This window comes from Oceanospirillum multiglobuliferum (genome assembly GCF_900167095.1).
Lineage (GTDB): Bacteria > Pseudomonadota > Gammaproteobacteria > Pseudomonadales > Halomonadaceae > Oceanospirillum > Oceanospirillum multiglobuliferum.
In genome coordinates this window covers 92,326-110,622 of record NZ_FUXG01000012.1, presented here as the reverse complement: position 1 = coordinate 110,622, position 18,297 = coordinate 92,326, and the positions used below count along the sequence as shown (strand labels likewise).

General features: G+C 46.6%; 16 protein-coding genes. 13 read left to right on the top strand and 3 right to left on the bottom strand.

Features of this window, described 5'->3' with window-relative positions; genetic code table 11:
• Nucleotides 1-26: 26 nt before the first annotated feature.
• Together B5D26_RS09870 and B5D26_RS09865 are read left to right on the top strand one after the other, a co-directional pair.
• Nucleotides 27-974, top strand: a complete 948-nt coding sequence (locus B5D26_RS09870; RefSeq protein ID WP_078745571.1) for a PAS domain-containing protein — start codon at nt 27-29, stop codon at nt 972-974.
• Nucleotides 970-2,097 (top strand): EAL domain-containing protein, encoded by a 1,128-nt coding sequence (locus tag B5D26_RS09865; RefSeq protein ID WP_327196255.1) that lies wholly within the window; start codon nt 970-972, stop codon nt 2,095-2,097. The genes B5D26_RS09870 and B5D26_RS09865 overlap by 5 nt, the downstream gene beginning before the upstream one ends.
• A 66-nt stretch (nt 2,098-2,163) precedes the next feature.
• Here the strand turns inward: B5D26_RS09865 and B5D26_RS09860 are convergent, their stop codons facing one another.
• On the bottom strand, nt 2,164-3,519 hold the full coding sequence (locus tag B5D26_RS09860) for a sigma-54-dependent transcriptional regulator (protein WP_078745569.1): 1,356 nt from the start codon (nt 3,517-3,519) through the stop codon (nt 2,164-2,166).
• 39 nt (nt 3,520-3,558) lie between these two features.
• Entirely contained in the window at nt 3,559-5,820 is a 2,262-nt protein-coding gene (locus B5D26_RS09855) for an ATP-binding protein (protein WP_078745568.1), read from the bottom strand.
• A gap of 49 nt (nt 5,821-5,869) precedes the next feature.
• Here B5D26_RS09855 and B5D26_RS09850 point away from each other — a divergent pair, with 49 nt between their 5' ends.
• From B5D26_RS09850 to B5D26_RS09835, 4 genes are all read left to right on the top strand, one after another.
• Entirely contained in the window at nt 5,870-6,199 is a 330-nt protein-coding gene (locus tag B5D26_RS09850; RefSeq protein WP_078745567.1) for a hypothetical protein, read from the top strand.
• Nucleotides 6,200-6,289: 90 nt separating this feature from the next.
• Nucleotides 6,290-6,682 carry a hypothetical protein gene (locus tag B5D26_RS09845; protein ID WP_078745566.1) on the top strand — a complete coding sequence of 131 codons (393 nt, stop codon included), beginning with the start codon at nt 6,290-6,292 and terminating at the stop codon, nt 6,680-6,682.
• Between the two features lie 68 nt (nt 6,683-6,750).
• Nucleotides 6,751-7,152 (top strand): hypothetical protein, encoded by a 402-nt coding sequence (locus B5D26_RS09840; protein ID WP_078745565.1) that lies wholly within the window; start codon nt 6,751-6,753, stop codon nt 7,150-7,152.
• Between the two features lie 7 nt (nt 7,153-7,159).
• Nucleotides 7,160-7,819 (top strand): C39 family peptidase, encoded by a 660-nt coding sequence (locus B5D26_RS09835; protein WP_078745564.1) that lies wholly within the window; start codon nt 7,160-7,162, stop codon nt 7,817-7,819.
• Between the two features lie 72 nt (nt 7,820-7,891).
• On the opposite strand, the gene B5D26_RS09830 is transcribed toward B5D26_RS09835, so the two are convergent.
• Nucleotides 7,892-8,608, bottom strand: a complete 717-nt coding sequence (locus B5D26_RS09830) for an FCD domain-containing protein (RefSeq protein WP_078745583.1) — start codon at nt 8,606-8,608, stop codon at nt 7,892-7,894.
• 489 nt (nt 8,609-9,097) lie between these two features.
• On the opposite strand from B5D26_RS09830, the gene B5D26_RS09825 reads away from it, so the two are divergent.
• From B5D26_RS09825 to B5D26_RS09795, 7 genes are all read left to right on the top strand, one after another.
• The gene (locus B5D26_RS09825) at nt 9,098-10,171 is read left to right on the top strand and encodes a TRAP transporter substrate-binding protein (protein WP_200810653.1); all 1,074 of its coding nucleotides are present in this window, start codon (nt 9,098-9,100) and stop codon (nt 10,169-10,171) included.
• 165 nt (nt 10,172-10,336) lie between these two features.
• Nucleotides 10,337-10,873: a TRAP transporter small permease subunit gene (locus tag B5D26_RS09820; protein WP_078745563.1), complete on the top strand. Its 537-nt coding sequence runs from the start codon at nt 10,337-10,339 to the stop codon at nt 10,871-10,873.
• Between the two features lie 10 nt (nt 10,874-10,883).
• The gene (locus B5D26_RS09815; RefSeq protein WP_078745562.1) at nt 10,884-12,269 is read left to right on the top strand and encodes a TRAP transporter large permease; all 1,386 of its coding nucleotides are present in this window, start codon (nt 10,884-10,886) and stop codon (nt 12,267-12,269) included.
• A gap of 143 nt (nt 12,270-12,412) precedes the next feature.
• A complete protein-coding gene (locus B5D26_RS09810; RefSeq protein ID WP_078745561.1) occupies nt 12,413-13,189 on the top strand; it encodes a (Fe-S)-binding protein in 777 nt (258 codons plus the stop codon).
• The gene (locus B5D26_RS09805) at nt 13,179-14,648 is read left to right on the top strand and encodes a LutB/LldF family L-lactate oxidation iron-sulfur protein (protein ID WP_078745560.1); all 1,470 of its coding nucleotides are present in this window, start codon (nt 13,179-13,181) and stop codon (nt 14,646-14,648) included. The genes B5D26_RS09810 and B5D26_RS09805 overlap by 11 nt, the downstream gene beginning before the upstream one ends.
• On the top strand, nt 14,648-15,307 hold the full coding sequence (locus B5D26_RS09800) for a LutC/YkgG family protein (RefSeq protein WP_078745559.1): 660 nt from the start codon (nt 14,648-14,650) through the stop codon (nt 15,305-15,307). Before B5D26_RS09805 ends, B5D26_RS09800 begins: the two co-directional genes overlap by 1 nt.
• A gap of 119 nt (nt 15,308-15,426) precedes the next feature.
• Entirely contained in the window at nt 15,427-18,255 is a 2,829-nt protein-coding gene (locus tag B5D26_RS09795) for an FAD-binding and (Fe-S)-binding domain-containing protein (protein WP_078745558.1), read from the top strand.
• Nucleotides 18,256-18,297: the final 42 nt, after the last annotated feature.

Genomic DNA, 18,297 nt, shown 5'->3' with positions numbered 1-18,297 from the left:
ATAAAGTATCAGGTGGAGAGACCACAGTGAGCCATGACAATGTACGTACCGATTACTATAGACAGCTGTTTGATAACGCTTTTGAGCCGATTCTAATCGTAGATGGTCAGTATTTTGTTGATGGAAACCGCGCTGCACTGAACATTCTCGGTATGCAACAAATCGAAGAGCTAAGAGCAACACATCCAGGCCAACTCTCCCCTGAATACCAACCTGATGGCCGCCCCTCATTAGGCAAAGCCAACGAGATAATCCAAAACTGCTATGACAAGGGCTACCAACAGTTTGAGTGGTTACATCAAAGGCTAGACGGCAGCACTTTTCTGGTTGAAGTGACCTTAAAAACGATCCAAATTGATGGCAAAGCCCTGCTGCACACCACTTGGCGCCCACTTGATAATGAGAGAAGACTGCTCAGTGAAATTCAAAAGCAAAATCAGCTACTGGCCGATAAAAACCGACTGATCAATGAGGTCAAAAGCATTCTGCACACGAGTAATGAAAAGCAGTTGTTTGATCAGCTCAACACCTTAGAACAGTACAAATGTATCCTCGATGAAAGCGCCATCGTTTCTAAGGCTGATCTTGCAGGTAATATCACTTTTGTGAACGATAAGTTTTGTGAGGTGAGTGGCTTTAGTCGAGAGGAGTTGATTGGAAAAAATCACAGAGTCGTCAGGCATCCAGATATGGACAGTGATTTTTTTAAAGAGATGTGGCAAACCATCAGTTCAAAGAAAGTATTTAAGGCTATTATTAAAAATCAAACCAAAGATAGAAAACCTTACTATGTTGATTCAATCATCATGCCGATTTTAGATGGTGAAGAGAACATTATTGAATATATCAGTGTTAGGCATGACATCACTAGAATTTATGAACAAGATGCAATTATAAATGAGCAATATACAGACAATTTAACCAAACTTCCTAATAGAGTTAAACTCATGCGAGACATCAGCATGATGTATTGAGCCTAAAATAGCGCTGCTTAATCTAGATAACTTCAAAGATATTAATGAATCTTATCGCCTTGAAGTAGGTGATGCCATACTGATTCAATTTGCTGATCGGCTTTCTAAACTAGAATCTACTAATGTCAAAGCTTATCGCCTATCGGGTGACATATTTGCATTATTGGCTTGTGGAAACATTACATTAAAAAGCCTACAAAGCCTCTCTCGGGATTTTGCTCGTAGCTTAGAAAAAAATAACTTTATCGTTGATGACATCAATCTCAGCATATCAGTGACTATAGGACTGGCAGCTGGACAATATAAACTTTTAAGCCACGCTGAAATTGCACATCTGAATGCCAAAAAGAATAACAAAGGATATGCAATATTTGATGAAGAACTGCCTGCATACAAAGAGATGATTGAAAATATTCAAATCACCAAAGAGATTCGAAGTGCGATCAGTCATAACAATATCTTGCTCTTTGGCCAAAAAATCATCAACAACCAGTCACAAGAGGAAAAATATGAAGCTCTGATGCGGATTCGCTCAGAAGATGGCAGGATTATTTCTCCATTTTTCTTCCTAGAACAAGCCAAAAAAGCCAAGCTCTATCCTGAACTCTCTCGCTCTATTATTAAACAAGCCTGTCATTACTTTAAAGATAGAGAGAGCGCCTTTTCTATTAATTTAATGATAGAAGATATCAAAAACGAAAAAACGATAGCCTTTCTTTTCGATACTCTTAAAAAAACCAATACAGCAAAACGTGTTATTTTAGAGATTGTAGAGTCTGAGGCGATTGAAACCTTTAAAGAGGTAGAAGACTTTATACAAGACGCAAAGGCGCTAGGCTGTAAAGTTGCCATTGATGATTTTGGTACGGGTTATTCCAACTTTGAATATATTACTCGACTTAATATTGATATTTTAAAGATAGACGGTTCACTGATTAAAAATATTCATATTGATAAAAATACCCATCTTGCGGTGAAAACCATCGTAAACTTTGCTCAAGTACTGAACTTAGAGGTGGTTGCAGAATTTGTACACTGCGAAGAGGTGCAGCAAATCGTTAAAGATCTGGGTGTCACTTATTCACAGGGCTATTTATTTCACCAACCGGAGCAGTTGGGGTGAGGCTGTCCGACATTTCACCAGCCCCCTTATTCAAGTGAGGCTGGCCATCAATTTAAGCGCCAGTCGCTACGTAAAATCATCCCGTTTTAAGCCATATTTTTTCAGCTTGTCGTATAGGGTTTTACGCGGTAAACCTAGCGCTTCCATTGTGAGTTTGATGGAGCCTTTTTGGCGTTCTAGCTCTTGTTCTATCAGGCTACGCTCAAACATCTCCACTTGTTGTGGCAGGGTCAGCGGGGTGGTGGCTTCTGCACCATGCATCAGGCGCTCTAGGTTGTAGTCGCAGGTTTCACCGAGCAGTACGTAGCGTTCCGCTAGGTTTTTCAACTCACGCACGTTACCCGGCCAGTTGTGGCTCATCAGCACGGAGATATGTGCGCCATCTAGGGGCGGGGCTTCTCTGCCTACTCGATTGGAGGCGACTAATACAAAGTGCTGAAACAGTAGAGGGATATCTTCCATGCGCTCACGTAGCGGGGGAATTTCTAGAGTGACAACATTCAGGCGGTAGTACAGGTCTTCTCGAAATTGCCCTTGCTCTGAGGCTTTTTTCAGGTCGACTTTTGTGGCAGCAATAACCCGTAGATCAAGGGGGATCAGTTCATTTGAGCCTAGGCGTTCGATGCAACGCTCTTGTAAGACGCGCAGCAGTTTAACCTGTAATGATAGCGGCATACTTTCGATTTCGTCTAGGAACAGGGTGCCGCCATTGGCGTGTTCAAATTTGCCAATACGGCGTTTTTGCGCCCCTGTAAAAGCCCCTGATTCATGACCAAATAGCTCTGATTCAATAATCGACTCTGGCACCGCTCCACAGTTGATGGCGACAAAGTTTTTCCCTTGGCGCTTGCTGTGTTCATGCAGATAACGGGCGATTTGATCTTTTCCTGCTCCTGTTTCACCAAAGAGTAGGATATCGGCTTCAATGTTGGCAATTTGGGTGATCATGCGCAGCAGTTGTTGCATGGGGCGGGTTTTGCCGATAATTCTCGGCCCCGGTGCGCTGTGCAGGGCAAGTTCTTGTTTGAGCTGACGGTTTTCCAAAGTTAGACGACGCTTTTCACTGGCGCGCTTGACGACATCAAGCAGTAGGTCATTGGAAAAGGGCTTTTCTAAAAAGTCATATGCCCCCTCACGAATGGCACTGACCGCCATTGAGATATCGGCATGACCTGAGATCAAGATGATGGGGATGTCACGGTCGATTTTCAGGGTTTCACGCATCAAAGCCAAACCATCCATCCCCGGCATTTTCAGGTCGGTGATGATGACACCGTTCCAATCAGGATGAAGCTGATGCAGTGCGTGCTCAGCCTGTTCAAAGGTTTTGGGCTGATAACCTGCAAGGGATAGGGTTTGTGCGACGGTAATACGCAGGTGTTTTTCATCGTCAATTACAAACACATCGAGTAAGTCGCTCATCTGATCTCTCACAAGCTAGTTTTTCCGAATTGAAAGGGTTTAGATCACCTCAGCCAGTGGCAGGCTAATACGTAGCGTTGCACCACCTTCAGGGCGATTAAAGGCGGTAATAGTACCACCAAAGTCGTGAATGATCCGGTAAGAGATCGACAAGCCTAAGCCTAAGCCTTTACCCCCTTCTCGGGTGGTAAAAAAAGGGTTAAACAGTTGGCCTAAGTGCTCATCGGCAATGCCTGCGCCACTGTCACTGACAGAAAGTAAAACCTGCTGCTCAACCTGTTCAATAGTCAGTCCAATGGTGCGCTTTGGCCGCCCCGCTACGGCATGTAGTGCGTTGCTGATCAGGTTGACCAACACCTGTTCAAGCCGCACAGGGTCTGCGTTAACAAATAGCTCTTGTTCTGGTGTTTGACGCTGTAACTGCACCTGCTCTTTTTCAATTTGTGGGCGAAATAGACGCAGCGCGTAATCAACACTAGCAGAGACTGAAACAAGAGATAGCTGCCCCTCACTTTTACGAGCGAACATCTTCAACTGTGCGCTGATACTGGCCATACGCTCGGTCAGTTCGACAATCTCTTCTAAGTTGGCTTGCGCCATCTCAGGGTTGTCGCGCTGCAAAAAGGTGACACCGTTTTCAGCATAAGCGCGAATGGCAGCAAGGGGTTGATTTAGTTCGTGGTTGATGCTGGCGCTCATTTGACCCAACAAGGCCAATTTCGCCGCTTGGATCAGCTCATTCTGAGTTTTTTGCAGGGTTTCGGTGGTGTGCCGATGTTGCTCAATTTCTTGTTTCAATAGTGTGTTGGCCTGAGTCAGGTCTTGTGTACGCTCAATCACGCGGTGTTCCAGCTCGTCATAGGCTTGTTGTAAGGCTTGCTCATGCTGTTTGCGCTCGGTGATGTCGTGCAAGGTGGCCATATAGTGATACCCCTTAGGGTCTGCATTCATCACACTGATGATCATCTCCAGCGGTACTAAACGCTGATTTTTACGTAAGCCACTGATCTCAATAGGTGTAGCACTGGCAAGGTGTAACGCTTTGCTGCCTTGGGCGCGCTGTTCTGGTGGCATCAACTCGGTAAAATGCTGACCGCGTAGCTCAGGCAGTGGATAACCAAACAGCCGCTCGGCAGAGGGGTTGATATAGTCGATGCGGCCAAAGCTGTCCATCGTCACGATGCCCGCTTTAGTGTTATCTAAAATACTGCGAATTCTGGCTTCGTTGGCCTCTAAGGTTTTTTTGGTTTCTCGATCATGACGTAAGCGTTCACGCTGAATACGTTGGCGCTGAATGCTGTACATCGACAACAGCACCACCACCAGATAAATACCCGCTGTGAGCAAGCTGTTTTTTAAGATTTCAGTCCGCACGCCGCGCACATTTTTCAGAATATGTAAGCGCCAGCCTGCATCTGGCATAGGCAAGCTCACCTGTAAGTAGCGTGTGGCGCGTAAAGGCTGTTTGTCCAGCTCTGAAGTGATACTGACCAGTAGTGCCTCTTCACTCACTTCCTGTTCGACGAGATAAGGCAAAGTGGCGTGTTGCTCATCGGCATAGCGGCGCGAGCGTTGAATAGCAGAAAGGTCTTCTGTGGGGATCGGCAACAAACTTTTCAGCAACCAGTCACTGTTACTGCTGATAAAAATAATGCTATTGGGGTCGGTTACCATAAACTCAGAGTTTTGGTCTTGCCAAGGGATCTCTAAGTCATCAATTAATATTTTAACCACCAACACACCCTGTACCGCAGCGCCATTAAACACCGGATAGGAGTAATAATAACCACGTTCACCCGAAGTGGTGCCTAAGCCATAAAAACGGCCTTTTTGTCCTTTAATGGCATCTTGAAAATAGGGGCGAAAGCTGAAATTTTTACCAATAAAACTGCGTGGTGACTGCCAATTACTGGCTGCAACAGTATTGCCTTCAGCATTTAAAAGATAGATGTCGGAGACATTACTGATGGTTTGGTAGCTTTTTAATAGGCTGTTGAGCTTTAGACCACTTTCTGGCGTGATCTCCTGCAAAAACTGCTCTAACTCGGCTCTTGTGGCAAGTAACTCCGGCAGGTATTCATATTTGTCTAATTTGCCCCTTAAGCTGACAATATTCAGGGTAAGGTCATTGTTGGCCTGTTTATAGAGCTGCTGTAACTCATAACGCTCAGTCCACATCGCAGCCTGCCAGACCAGAAAGACAAACAACAAAACCCCTGTGGTGATATAAAACCAAGGGGTGCTGTTGTGCTCTTCAATATTGGCTTTTGGGTGCTGGGTTGACAGTAGCGTATCGGCCATTGTAATACTGCTTTCGAAAGTAAATTTATAGCACGGATGCTGTTGAAGAATGGATTATCTTCGTTATATCTGCACACTGAGCCTGTTCTTAGTTATCTCACCTTTTTCAATCGCTGATCTTCCGCTCACGGTTGAAGACCTTATTACTGATAAGGGAAAAATCAAGCTCGACACTTCTCTGTCTTACTCTAATAGTGATCGTCAAAACTTGCTAACGGATGAGCCGATTGTTATTCAAACTGGCGAGTCTTCGTTTATCACGCTGCTAACAAAATTCGGGGAGTTCAAGGGTAACACGGATATGCTTATTGTCACATTGGGCGTGAGATATGAGGTGACACCTGATGCAGAAGTATACACACGAGTCAGTTATCTGTAACACCTCAGGTCAAAGTGGGGCAGACCTGAGGCTTAATTGGCTATATGCCTTTTAAATCAGCCTTATTATTAAATTCACATGGAGTGAAAAATGAAAAAAGCAATTATCGCAACCTTTTTGAGTGGTGCTATCTCTCTACCTGCATTCGCAGCCAGTAGTAATGATTTGGCAGATGCTAATCTGATCTTCAATATGGACAATGGCCAATCTATGGAGCTGGCTATGTTGTCGCCTGAGGAAATGAAGCAAACTGAGGGTGCTTGGATTCCCAATGCAATTGGTGGAGGTATTGGTTTTATAACAGGAAACTACACTTACCTTGTAAATTCTGCGTTTGATCGGAACGCTACATGGAGCTGGAGTTCATATGCACGTACCGTTGGAACATCGACTGTAGTAGGTGCGATCAATCCTGTTTTTTCTATCCGTGGCGCTGCTACTGCGGCAGGTAGTTCATTTATCAGCGCTTGGCAATTTCGGTAAGTTGTGACAAAAACCAACCTTGCCTCTATGGGCAGGGTTGGTTTTTTTATTTCTTATGGAGGGTAAGAATGAAGGATCTTAAGGATAAAGAAATAGAAATGATCAGCGTGCTTTTTATAGATAAAAACACTTTAACGCTGTTTCTTTCAGGCGTACCAATGATTATTGCTATAGTTTGGCAGCCAATAGTAATATCCGTCACTAAGTTTTTTTTGGTATTTGTTGCTAGCACGACTTATGTGGCAGTCACCTACATTCTTATAAATAATAAAAGAGATATAACTTATCTTTCTTGGTTTGTTTCACTGCCTTTGGTTGTGTACTGTTCTGCTGAATCGGTAAATAATTTAGATTGGTCGGAGATGGAAAAAAATGCTAATTGGGTGGCTTACCTTAGTGCATATTTTTTTCTGATAGCGGTATTATATAGAATCTTGGATTTGTTTTTTTCCTTGGGTGCAAGGAAGTAACTGCCCTATGATCAAAAAATATCAGATTTATATGATTATATTTGCTGTTTTTAGTTTTTGTTCTGCTCATGCTTCAGATTATGCTTACATCTCGAGTAATAACCTGAAAGGTACAATTCCTATTACTAGCTGGAAAACGATACGTGATTTAGGGATTGTAAAACAAGACTTGGATTATTCGTGTGGCGCAGCATCATTGGCGACTGTTCTTAATGAACATTATGGTTTGTCTGTTACCGAAGAAGAAATTTTAAAGATCATGGATAAAGAAGACATGCGGGTCTCCTTTGATGACATGGCTAATGCACTGAAGGAGCTGGGTTTTCGAAGTGTGGGATATGCAGCGTCTTTTGAGCAGCTTACCAAGCTAAAAATTCCTGTTATCGTTTACACAAAACACCGCAAAGACGATCACTTCTCAGTATTACGAGGAATTAACAGAGACACCGTGTGGCTTGCAGACCCTTCGCAGGGTAATCGTACCTATAGTAAATACCAATTTCTTGAAATGTGGGAAACCCGAGAGGACTCAGATTTAAAAGGCAAGATTTTGGCTATTATTCCGTTGAGCCAAGAAGTTCAGAGTGTGAAAGACTTTTTTACTTATCAGCCAAGAAGGCAAACGGCACCAGCTGTGCAACAACAGGCATTTCGCAATACTCCTTGATATTTTCCCTAACTAAGCTAGAAGTCAGATGCCAAGAACCTATTATGAATCAAGTCTTGGCAACGGTCATAATTAAGAGGTGGTCTGTACTCGACGCAGCGAACGTTGAATACGGGTTTCTTCGCGGCGCATCTCCAGTAAAGAATCCTCAACAAACACCAAATGTTCGTGGGCTGCCGCTCTGGCCTGCTCTGGATTACTCGCCATAATGGCGTCGTACATCGCTTGGTGTTGTTTTAATAAAACTGGGCGCGATTCTTTTTTCTGAAACAGGTTTTTCAGGTTCGAGACGATACTTTTTTCCAGCATCGAAAATAAGCCGCGCAAAGTGTGCAGCAACACCACGTTATGGGCGGCTTCTGCAATGGCCATATGAAATTCGGCATCTACTTTGGCTTCTAGTACGGGATCATTTTTCTCATACACAGACAGCAAGTTTTGATAGGCGCGGGTCAGCATCTGCTTATCGGCCTCTGTGCTGCGTAGCGCGGCATAGTAGGCTGACAAACCTTCTAGTGCATCTCGGAACTCAAGCTGGTCATATAAAAATTCATCATGTGAACTGAGCAGCTCTTGTAGCGGATCAATAAAAGAAGCGCCAATCTGCTCACTCACGTAGGTGCCGCCACCGTGGCGACTGAACAGCAAACCACGGGCGGTGAGTTTTTGTATAGCTTCACGTAAAGAGGGGCGAGACACTTCAAACTGTGCCGCAAGCTCACGCTCGGGCGGCAGCTTTTGCCCCGGTTTTAAGGTGCCCTCTAGGATCATGCTTTCAAGCTGCTGCATGATGATATCTGAAATTTTTGGCTGCTTTACGCGGTTATAACTCTTGTTGTCCACTATATTAAATCCAGTACAACAGCATTGGCGGTAAAATCTAAGGGTAAAAAATGCCCTGATTGAATTGGTATTACCAATAATAGGTTTCAAAACATTCTATTGTCAATATTAATCAGCGGGTTATTAGCACTACAAAAAACAGTATAAATACCCACCAATATGTCTACATCACAGAATAATAAACGGGAAAACAAGCGTAAAAGCCAGAATATTGATCTATAAATAGCGATTTATAGGCAATCTAGGTTGGCTGGAATAATACTTAGGTAGCAGAAGGCGGTAAAGAGATTTGACAAACCGACCCAAAGGTCACTATCTTTACGAACTGAATCTTGTAAATTGGTTTTACCAATTTAGTTCTGATCGGAACATTCAGTCGATTTTAGACAAAATTGACACATAACAAAAAACAAATCCTTCGTACGGGAATCGATCATGAAAAAAGTTATGAAAGCCTCGCTGGCTGCTACCTCGATCTCTATCGCCTTAGCAGGCGTTGCAATGAATGCATCTGCTGCTGAAGATAAAAAAGTCTTGTTGAAAGTGCCAGTGGCCTTTGCCACCAGTTTACCGGGTCTTGGTTCACCTATCCCTAAGGTAGCGGAACAGATCGAACTGGTCACCAATAAATCGATCCGTATGAAGGTGTATGAGCCGGGTAAGCTGGTTGCACCATTCGAAATTCTAGATGCGGTTTCTCAAGGTAAGATCAACGCAGGCTATACCACTGCGGGTTACTGGGCGGGTAAAATCCCTGCTTCACCACTGTTCTCTGCTGTGCCATTCGGCCCAGATGCTGGCGAATATATGGCGTGGATGTACTACGGTAACGGCTTGAAGCTGTACCAAGAGATGTACGACGCATCTGGCTACAACGTGCATGTACTGCCTTGTGCGATCAACCCACCTGAAACTTCTGGCTGGTTCGCTAAGCCTATCGAAAAACCAGAAGACCTACAGGGTCTACGTATGCGCTTCTTCGGCTTAGGCGCTAAAGTGATGGAGAAACTGGGCGTTTCCACCTCACTGCTACCGGGCTCTGAAATTTTCCCTGCATTAGAGAAAGGCGCGATTGATGCGACTGAATTCTCTATGCCTGCGGTTGATACTCGTGTGGGCTTCCACAAAGTTGTGAAATACAACTACTTCCCAGGCTGGCACCAGCAGTCGACTATCTTTGAGCTGCTGATCAACAAAGGCACTTGGAACGATATGTCAGCTGGCCAACAAGCGGCACTAAGCCAAGTGTGTAAAGCCTCTATGGCCGACTCTTTTGCTGAAGGTGAAGCGAAGCAGTTTGCGGTTATGAAAGAAAACGTTGAAAAACGTGGCGTGCACATTATGCAGTGGAACGACACTATGTTAGATGCTTTCCGTGGTGCTTGGACAGAGGTAGTAGCAGAGCAAACTGCTAACGACCCAATGTTCAAAAAGATCTGGGATGATATGAGCCAGTTCCGCGAAGAGTACAAACTATGGGGCCAGAACGCGTTTCTACCGCGTAAGTAATCTCTCTGAGTTCTATTGAACCAGAACGACAAAACCGACAGTAATCTTTTGAGATGATGTCGGTTTTGTCCCTAAAAGATTAAGTCTAAGAGCTAAGTTAACTTAACACGTTAGACATCAATCGCGACCTTAGGGTCTCAATCCCCCAAATGATGATTCAGGAGCATGGCTGTGTCTCACACAACGTCTTCTCCAAAAGTGGCTTCTCCGATTGCTGATTTCTTAGATGGCATCGTTTTGGCTGCAGGAAAGGTTTTTGCGTGGTCCTACGTGGTATTGATGGCAGTGATCATCACCCAAGTAGTACTGCGTTATGGTTTCAACCACGGTCTAGTGTTGCTAGAAGAACTGCAATGGCACCTGTACGCCGTGGGCGTAATGTTCGGCATTTCTTATGCTCAGGTTACCAACTCGCACATCCGCGTGGATATTTTCCATATGCGCTTTCAAAGACGCACCCAGCACATTTGGGAGATATTAGGCATTTTGTTGTTAATGATGCCGTTCATCTATGTGGTATTTGATGGCAGCTTGCCTTTTGTTTACGACTCTTGGCGTATCAACGAAAGCTCGGCTTCTCCTACAGGTTTGCCTTATCGCTGGCTGATTAAATCGGTTATTCCGATCAGTTTTGGCTTGTTATTTATTGCTGCGCTCGCTCGTCTTATTCGAGAGATCACCGGCTTAGTGAAAGGCGAATAAGGGGCTTCTGATGGAAATCAATGAAATTCTAGTCGTCGCGATGTTTTTAAGTTTCATCGTGTTGTTATTTACCGGCTTCCCAGTAGCTTTTGTATTGGGCGGCGTTGGGGTGGCATTCGCTTTTATCGGTTATCTTTCCGATATTTATCTGGATACCGCAACAGGTTTAGACATGCTCAGCCTGAGCATTGTGGTGAACCGAATCTATAAGATTATGGACAACTGGGTGATGGTCGCCCTACCCATGTTTATCTTTATGGGCATTATGCTGGACCGCTCAGGTGTGGCTGAAAAACTGATGAACTCGGTTCAGCAGTTGTTTGGTCGCGTGCGTGGTGGTTTGGCGATTACCGTCACTTTGATCGGCATTATTCTGGCCGCCTCAACTGGTATTGTGGGGGCATCAGTTGTGCTTTTAGGCTTGATGTCACTGCCTGCGATGCTTGAGCAAAAATACTCTAAACCATTGGCACTGGGCACTATTGCCAGTGCGGGTACGCTAGGCATCCTGATTCCACCATCAATCATGTTGGTAATTATGGCGGATCAGTTGGCCTTGTCAGTGGGCGATCTGTTTATGGGCGCGGTATTACCGGGTCTATTATTGGGTACGCTGTATATCGTCTTTATTCTAGCCGTTGGTATTTTCAAACCTAGTGCAGCGCCACTACCCGCAGATGCTAAACCCGTTGAGTTTGCGATGATTCTGGCGGTATTCAAGAGCATTTTGCCACCTGTCGCGCTGATTATTGCGGTGCTGGGTTCTATCTTTGCAGGTATTGCCACTGCGACAGAAGCTTCTGGCGTGGGTGCATTAGGCGCAACACTGCTTGCTTGGTACAACAAAAAGCTCAATTTCACCGTATTTAAAGAAGTGGCACAGGGTACTTATAACACCACCGCTTACATCTTTATGGTGTTCTTAGGTGCAACCTGCTTTGCGTTAGTACTGCGTGAACTGGGCGGTGATGAGCTGATTGAGCACTGGCTAACAGGTCTGCCATTTGGCCCTTACGGCATCATTGCTTGCGTATTGCTGATTATCTTCCTACTGGGTTTCTTCCTAGACTGGATTGAGATCACGTTAATTGCATTACCACTGCTAGCCCCTGTGATCTCTGCATTGGGTATCGAAGTTAACGGTTATGGGGTTGTGGATAACCCAGAGTTGGTGTGGTTTGTGATGTTGGTGGCGATGGCGCTACAAACCTCATTCTTAACCCCGCCTGTGGGCTTCTCACTGTTCTATCTGAAAGGCGTTTGCCCACCGGATGTAGCACTGTCTGATATCTACAAGGGTGTTGTCCCATTCATCTTGCTGCAATTACTGGCGTTGTTAGCCTTGGTGGTATGGCCTGAACTTGTATTGTGGTTGCCTGCTCAAGCTTATGGCTAAGCTTAGGTTAAACGACCACTACTAAAACAACGATTATAAAAACTAGGATGAGTGCCGGAGCCTCTCCGGCACAGTTAAGTGCGTGAGTTTACCCACGCAAGCCTCAATCCGTGCAGACCGTGCAATATGATGAGTAGTCGCCCATGAGCAGCATCAAACTTTATCCTCCAAAACCTGAGAAAGTGTACTTCTATGGCACTTGCTTGGTTGACATGTTTTATCCAGAAGCCGGTATGGCGGGTATTCAATTACTAGAACGCGAAGGTATTGAGGTGATATTCCCTCAAGATCAAACCTGCTGTGGACAACCCGCTTATACCTCAGGCTATCACGACCAAGCTCGTGAAGTGGCGGCGGCGCAGCTCAAACTTTTCCCCCAAGATTACCCTATCGTCCTGCCATCAGGCTCTTGCGCGGGGATGATGCGCGAACACTATCCCGAGTTGTTTGCAGGCCAACCTGAGGCCGCACTGGCTGAGAATGTCGCCAGCCGCATCTATGAGCTGACCGAGTTTTTGCTGCATGTCTGCCACATGCAAATTGAAGACAAAGGCGAACCAATCAAAGTGGCGATGCACACTTCTTGCAGCGCCCGTCGTGAAATGGGCTTAGGTGAAGTTGGCCCTGCGTTGCTGAAAAAAATGGGCAATGTGGAAGTGGTGGAGCAAGCCCGTATTAAAGAGTGCTGCGGTTTTGGCGGTGCCTTCTCTGTGCGCCATCCAGAGATCTCAGAAGCGATGGTCAACGATAAGGTGAAGGCCATCACCGACACAGGCGCACAACAACTGGTTTCAGGCGATTGTGGTTGCTTAATGAATATTATGGGCGCAAACGAATTCCAAGCGCAGCAAGGGCTGGTACAAGAAGTCAAAGGCGAACACATCGCCAGTTTCCTATGGAGACGCAGCAATGAGTCATAATCCTGTCCAGAGCTTCCACCCACGGGTGCATGAAGCGATCCACAACCCTCAAATTCGCGCCAACTTCCGTAAGGCGATGGATGGTTTGATGGATAAACGCTTGGCGGCTTTTCCGTCCGATGATGATCTGCAAAAGATGCGCGATCTGGCGGCATCGATTCGGCTGCGCGCCTTAGCCAAACTGCCTGAGCTGCTTGAAAAACTTGAAGCGAATTTAACTGCTCAAGGCATTCAAGTGCATTGGGCTGAAAATGGTGATCAAGCCTGCAAAATTATTTTAGAGATCTGCCAACGTCACAATGCCAAAAGCGTGATTAAAGGTAAGTCGATGGTCAGCGAAGAGATGGAGCTGAACCACTACCTTGCAGAACACGGTATTGATGCGTTGGAATCTGACTTAGGTGAATACATTGTGCAGTTGGCGGATGAAACCCCGTCGCACATCATCATGCCTGCGATTCACAAAAACACCGATCAGATCTCTGATCTGATGCATGAAAAAACGGGCACTAATAAATCCCGTGATGTGGAATATCTTACCGCAGAAGCCCGTCAACAACTGCGTGAACGCTTTGAGAAAGCCGACGTTGGGGTTTCTGGCGTTAACTTTGCCGTCGCTGAAACGGGCACTTTATGTCTAGTTGAAAACGAAGGTAATGGCCGCCTCACCACCACAGTGCCCCCTGTGCATATTGCCGTAACGGGCATCGAGAAGGTGGTGGAAAACTTAGAAGATGTCGCGCCCCTGTTGTCACTACTGACACGTTCCGCTACAGGTCAACACATCACCACTTATTTCAATATGATCTCTAGCCCGCGTAAAGAAGGCGAGCTGGATGGCCCTGATGAAGTGCACTTGGTGTTGGTCGACAGTGGTCGCTCGAACATCTATCAAGATGATGAGCTGCTCGACACTCTGCGTTGCATCCGTTGTGGCGCTTGTATGAACCATTGTCCGGTGTACACCCGCATTGGTGGTCATGCCTATGGTTACACTTACCCAGGGCCGATTGGCAAAATCTTAATGCCACACATGGTAGGGCTTGAAGATGCAAAAGACCTACCCAGCGCCTCAACACTTTGTGGGGCTTGTGGTGAAGTTTGCCCTGTGCGCATCCCGATTCCAAAACTATTGGTACGTCTGCGCGAAGAGTCTGTAGCGGGCGACAAACAGCATGACAACTCTATGGTGCGTGGTCGTGGCAGCAAACGTAACACCACCGAAACCCTGATCTGGAAAGGTTGGGCCAAAATGCACAAGCATGGTGGCTTGTATCGAATCGGTACAGGGGCTGCGACAGTATTTAAGGGGCTGATGCCGAACAAAATAGGTGCTTGGACGAACTGTCGTACCGCACCCAAATTGGCGGCCTCAACGCTGCATGAACAAGTAAAGGCGCGCCAACTGGCACAAGCCAAAGTGCAAAAAGAACAGCAGAAATCGGAAGGAGAAGCCTAATGAGCCAAGCACGCAATGCCATTTTAGGCCGCCTGCGTCATCGTCGAGATGGCGCACTCACTGCTCCAACCAGTGATTTCTCTGTCGTCAGCAACAAACAGTGGTCGGATGAAGAAAAGATTGACCTGTTCCAACAGAAGATCGAATCCGTACACGCAGAGGTACATCGCGTCACCCAAGACAACTGGCTTGAGACCCTGAAAACATTGGTGCAAGCCAAAGGTTTAAGCGATCTGTTAGTGCCGCAAAAGGCCGCAGTGGGTCAAGCGATTCGTGCAGACTGGTCAGAGACCCTGCCAGAACTACGCAGTTATGACCAACCCGTAACCGAGTGGAAAGCCGAGCTGTTCTCAGGTATCGACGGTGCCGTTACAGATGTACGTGCCGCGATTGCAGAAACAGGCTCTTTAGTGCTTTGGCCGGATCAGGATCAACCCCGTTTAATGTCCTTAGTGCCGCCTATTCACTTTGCCATTTTGGATGCCCACCAACTGAAAAACACCTTCTATGAAGTGATTGTCAGTGAAGGTTGGGCCAGTGCAGGCATGCCCACCAATGCGCTGCTGATTTCTGGCCCGTCAAAAACGGCAGACATCGAGCAAACATTGGCTTACGGGGTACATGGACCAAAAGAGTTGATTGTACTGATTCGTCAGTGATCTAAACCTATTTTATTGTGATTTAAACATCGACCACAAAGGTGCTGAGCAGATACAAAGCACCTTTGTGTGGTCGGTTGCACCCAAAAAAGGGTGTTTTGTCAGGCGAGGCCATCACCATGAAGCAGCAATACCGCGCACTGTATAACGAACTCTGCCAGTTTATCGCGCCAGAGCGTCTGATCCATGACGAGTTACGGACTCTTGCCTATGGCACGGATGCCAGCTTTTATCGCTTAATTCCCCAACTGGTGGTACGAGTGGATAATGAAGCGGAAGTCAGCCGTGTGTTGCAGCTTACCCGCCAGCACCAATTACCTGTGACCTTTCGCGCGGCAGGCACCAGTTTGTCAGGTCAGGCGGTGACGGACTCTGTGCTGATTCAACTGAGCAGTAACTGGCGCGGTTATCAGATTCATGATCACGGCCATCGTGTTTCGCTTCAACCCGGTATCATTGGCGGTAAAGCCAACTTATTGCTAGCCCCTTTTCAGCGTAAAATTGGTCCCGATCCCGCTTCGATTAATGCCTGCATGATTGGCGGTATTGCCGCCAACAACGCCAGTGGAATGTGTTGTGGCACGGCACAAAACAGCTACAACACCGTTGAAAGCATGAAAGTGATTATGGCGGACGGCACCTTGCTGAACACAGCCGATCCTGAAAGCCGTCAAGCCTTCACTCAAACGCATGGTGAGCTATTACAGCGTTTACAACAGCTAGGAGAGGAAACTCGCGCCAATACTGAGCTTGCCAGCCTGATTCGCCATAAGTACCGCCTGAAAAATACCACAGGCTACAGCCTGAACAGCTTGGTCGATTACAGCGATCCATTTGATATTTTGCTGCACCTGATGATCGGCTCTGAAGGCACTTTGGGCTTTATCAGCGAGGTCACCTATAAAACCGTCGTCGAGCACCCGATCAAAGCCGCAGCCTTGATCTTCTACCCTGATATGGAAGCCGCCTGCCGTGCTGTAGTCGCCATGAAACCCACGCCTGTCGCAGCGGTGGAGTTAATTGACCGTGCGGGTTTACGTGCGGTTGAAGATAAAGCCGGAATGCCAGCGTTATTAAAGACTTTAGGCAGCGACGCAACCGCCCTGTTGGTGGACGTGCGCGCCTCTGAGCGTAGCGAATTAGAACAGAAACTGGCGGAAGTGAATCAGGCTCTGCACGGTATTCCCACGCTAAGCCCCGTCGAATTTACAGAAGATGCGGACACTTATGCCCTGTATTGGAAAATACGCAAAGGGTTGTTCCCAGCAGTTGGAGCGGTGCGCAATACTGGCACCACCGTGATTATTGAAGACGTCGCCTTCCCTATCGAGCAGCTGTCAGAGGGTGTGCTTGAGCTACAGCGAGTGTTCCAAAAATACGACTATCAGGAAGCGCTATTATTCGGACATGCCTTAGAGGGCAACCTGCATTTTGTCTTCACTCAAGGCTTTGATGATCCCAAAGAGGTTGAACGCTATCAGCACTTGATGGATGAAGTGGCGCAATTGGTGGCCGTGAAATACAAAGGCTCCCTAAAAGCGGAGCACGGCACTGGCCGTAATATGGCGCCTTTTGTCGAGTTAGAATGGGGCAAAGACGCTTACAACTTGATGTGGGCTTTAAAAGCCGCTTTTGATCCTGAGAACTTGCTGAACCCAGATGTCATTCTGACCCGTAACCCTAATCTACATTTAGAAAACCTGAAGCCATTACCGCCAGCGCATCAGTTGGTGGACAAATGTATCGAATGTGGTTTTTGTGAGTCCTCCTGCCCTTCACGCAATCTGAGTTTAACGCCACGTCAACGTATTGTGGTGCAGCGAGAAATTAAACGCTTAGAAGCCAGCGGCGAGGACATTCGTCGCTTGAAAATACTCTCGGACGATTACGCCTACCAAGGGGTAGACACCTGTGCGGGTTGCGGCCTTTGTGAAATGCAATGCCCCGTTGGTATTAATACGGGAGATTTAACCCGCAGCCTACGTCATGAGCGAAGTCAAGCTTATACAGGCACTGCTGCGTGGCTGGGCAGTCACTTCGAGGGGGTTGCAAATACCTCTCGCATCATGCTAAACGTGGCGGATGGAATACATGCCGTTGTGGGTAGCAAGGCCATGTCAGCAATGACAAGCACTGCCCGCAAACTCTCGGGAAACCGAGTGCAGCAGTGGACTCCTTCTATGCCCAAAGCCGCACCAAAAATGGCAACAGTCTTACAGCAGCAACCGCCTCGTCTTCAGGGGGACAAAGTGGTTTATCTGCCCAGCTGTGCCACACGTATTATGGGGGCAGCCCGTAATCAAGGTGAGGATAGGTCAACTCCAGAAGTGGCGATGAGCTTGCTCAATAAAGCGGGTTTCAGCGTACTATTTCCAGAGGCGTTAGGTGCTCAATGTTGCGGTATGCCATTCCAAAGTAAAGGTCAATTTGAAACTGCTAATGCAAAAGCGGAAGAATTGAACCAAGCTTTATTGAAAGCAACCGATAACGGGCGCTATCCGGTGTTTTGCGACACCAGTCCCTGCCTGATGCGAATGCGTGACACTTTGGACAGCCGTCTGCGTCTTTATGAACAAGTTGAGTTTATTCATGACTTTGTTCTGCCTCGCCTGACGATCCAGCAAAAAACAGAGCGTATCGCCCTGCATGTCACGTGCAGCACCACCAAAATGGGACTGGCCAGCAAAATGATCGCTTTGGCCAACGCATGTGCCAAAGAGGTTGTCATACCGCCGGATATTACCTGTTGCGGTTTTGCGGGTGATAAAGGATTCACTCACCCTGAACTGAATGCCTCAGCATTAAAAGATTTACCTTCCGCAGTTGTAGGTTGTGAACAAGGTTATTCCAACAGCCGCACCTGTGAAATCGGCTTAAGCGAACACAGCGGAATCCCTTACCAGTCGATCATCTATTTAGTTGATCGTCTCAGTGAAGGTAAGCGCTGAACAACTTAAAGCAAGCCTAAGGTTTTTCGGTTCAGGGAACTG

Excerpts from the sequence above, each read along its gene's own strand:
- B5D26_RS09860 (WP_078745569.1), bottom strand. The coding sequence starts at position 3,519 with ATGAGCGACTTACTCGATGTGTTTGTAATTGACGATGAAAAACACCTG.
- B5D26_RS09855 (WP_078745568.1), bottom strand. The coding sequence starts at position 5,820 with ATGGCCGATACGCTACTGTCAACCCAGCACCCAAAAGCCAATATTGAA.
- B5D26_RS09850 (WP_078745567.1), top strand. The coding sequence starts at position 5,870 with ATGGATTATCTTCGTTATATCTGCACACTGAGCCTGTTCTTAGTTATC.
- B5D26_RS09845 (WP_078745566.1), top strand. The coding sequence starts at position 6,290 with ATGAAAAAAGCAATTATCGCAACCTTTTTGAGTGGTGCTATCTCTCTA.
- B5D26_RS09840 (WP_078745565.1), top strand. The coding sequence starts at position 6,751 with ATGAAGGATCTTAAGGATAAAGAAATAGAAATGATCAGCGTGCTTTTT.
- B5D26_RS09835 (WP_078745564.1), top strand. The coding sequence starts at position 7,160 with ATGATCAAAAAATATCAGATTTATATGATTATATTTGCTGTTTTTAGT.
- B5D26_RS09830 (WP_078745583.1), bottom strand. The coding sequence starts at position 8,608 with ATGCAGCAGCTTGAAAGCATGATCCTAGAGGGCACCTTAAAACCGGGG.
- B5D26_RS09825 (WP_200810653.1), top strand. The coding sequence starts at position 9,098 with ATGAAAAAAGTTATGAAAGCCTCGCTGGCTGCTACCTCGATCTCTATC.
- B5D26_RS09820 (WP_078745563.1), top strand. The coding sequence starts at position 10,337 with ATGGCTGTGTCTCACACAACGTCTTCTCCAAAAGTGGCTTCTCCGATT.
- B5D26_RS09815 (WP_078745562.1), top strand. The coding sequence starts at position 10,884 with ATGGAAATCAATGAAATTCTAGTCGTCGCGATGTTTTTAAGTTTCATC.
- B5D26_RS09810 (WP_078745561.1), top strand. The coding sequence starts at position 12,413 with ATGAGCAGCATCAAACTTTATCCTCCAAAACCTGAGAAAGTGTACTTC.
- B5D26_RS09805 (WP_078745560.1), top strand. The coding sequence starts at position 13,179 with ATGAGTCATAATCCTGTCCAGAGCTTCCACCCACGGGTGCATGAAGCG.
- B5D26_RS09800 (WP_078745559.1), top strand. The coding sequence starts at position 14,648 with ATGAGCCAAGCACGCAATGCCATTTTAGGCCGCCTGCGTCATCGTCGA.
- B5D26_RS09795 (WP_078745558.1), top strand. The coding sequence starts at position 15,427 with ATGAAGCAGCAATACCGCGCACTGTATAACGAACTCTGCCAGTTTATC.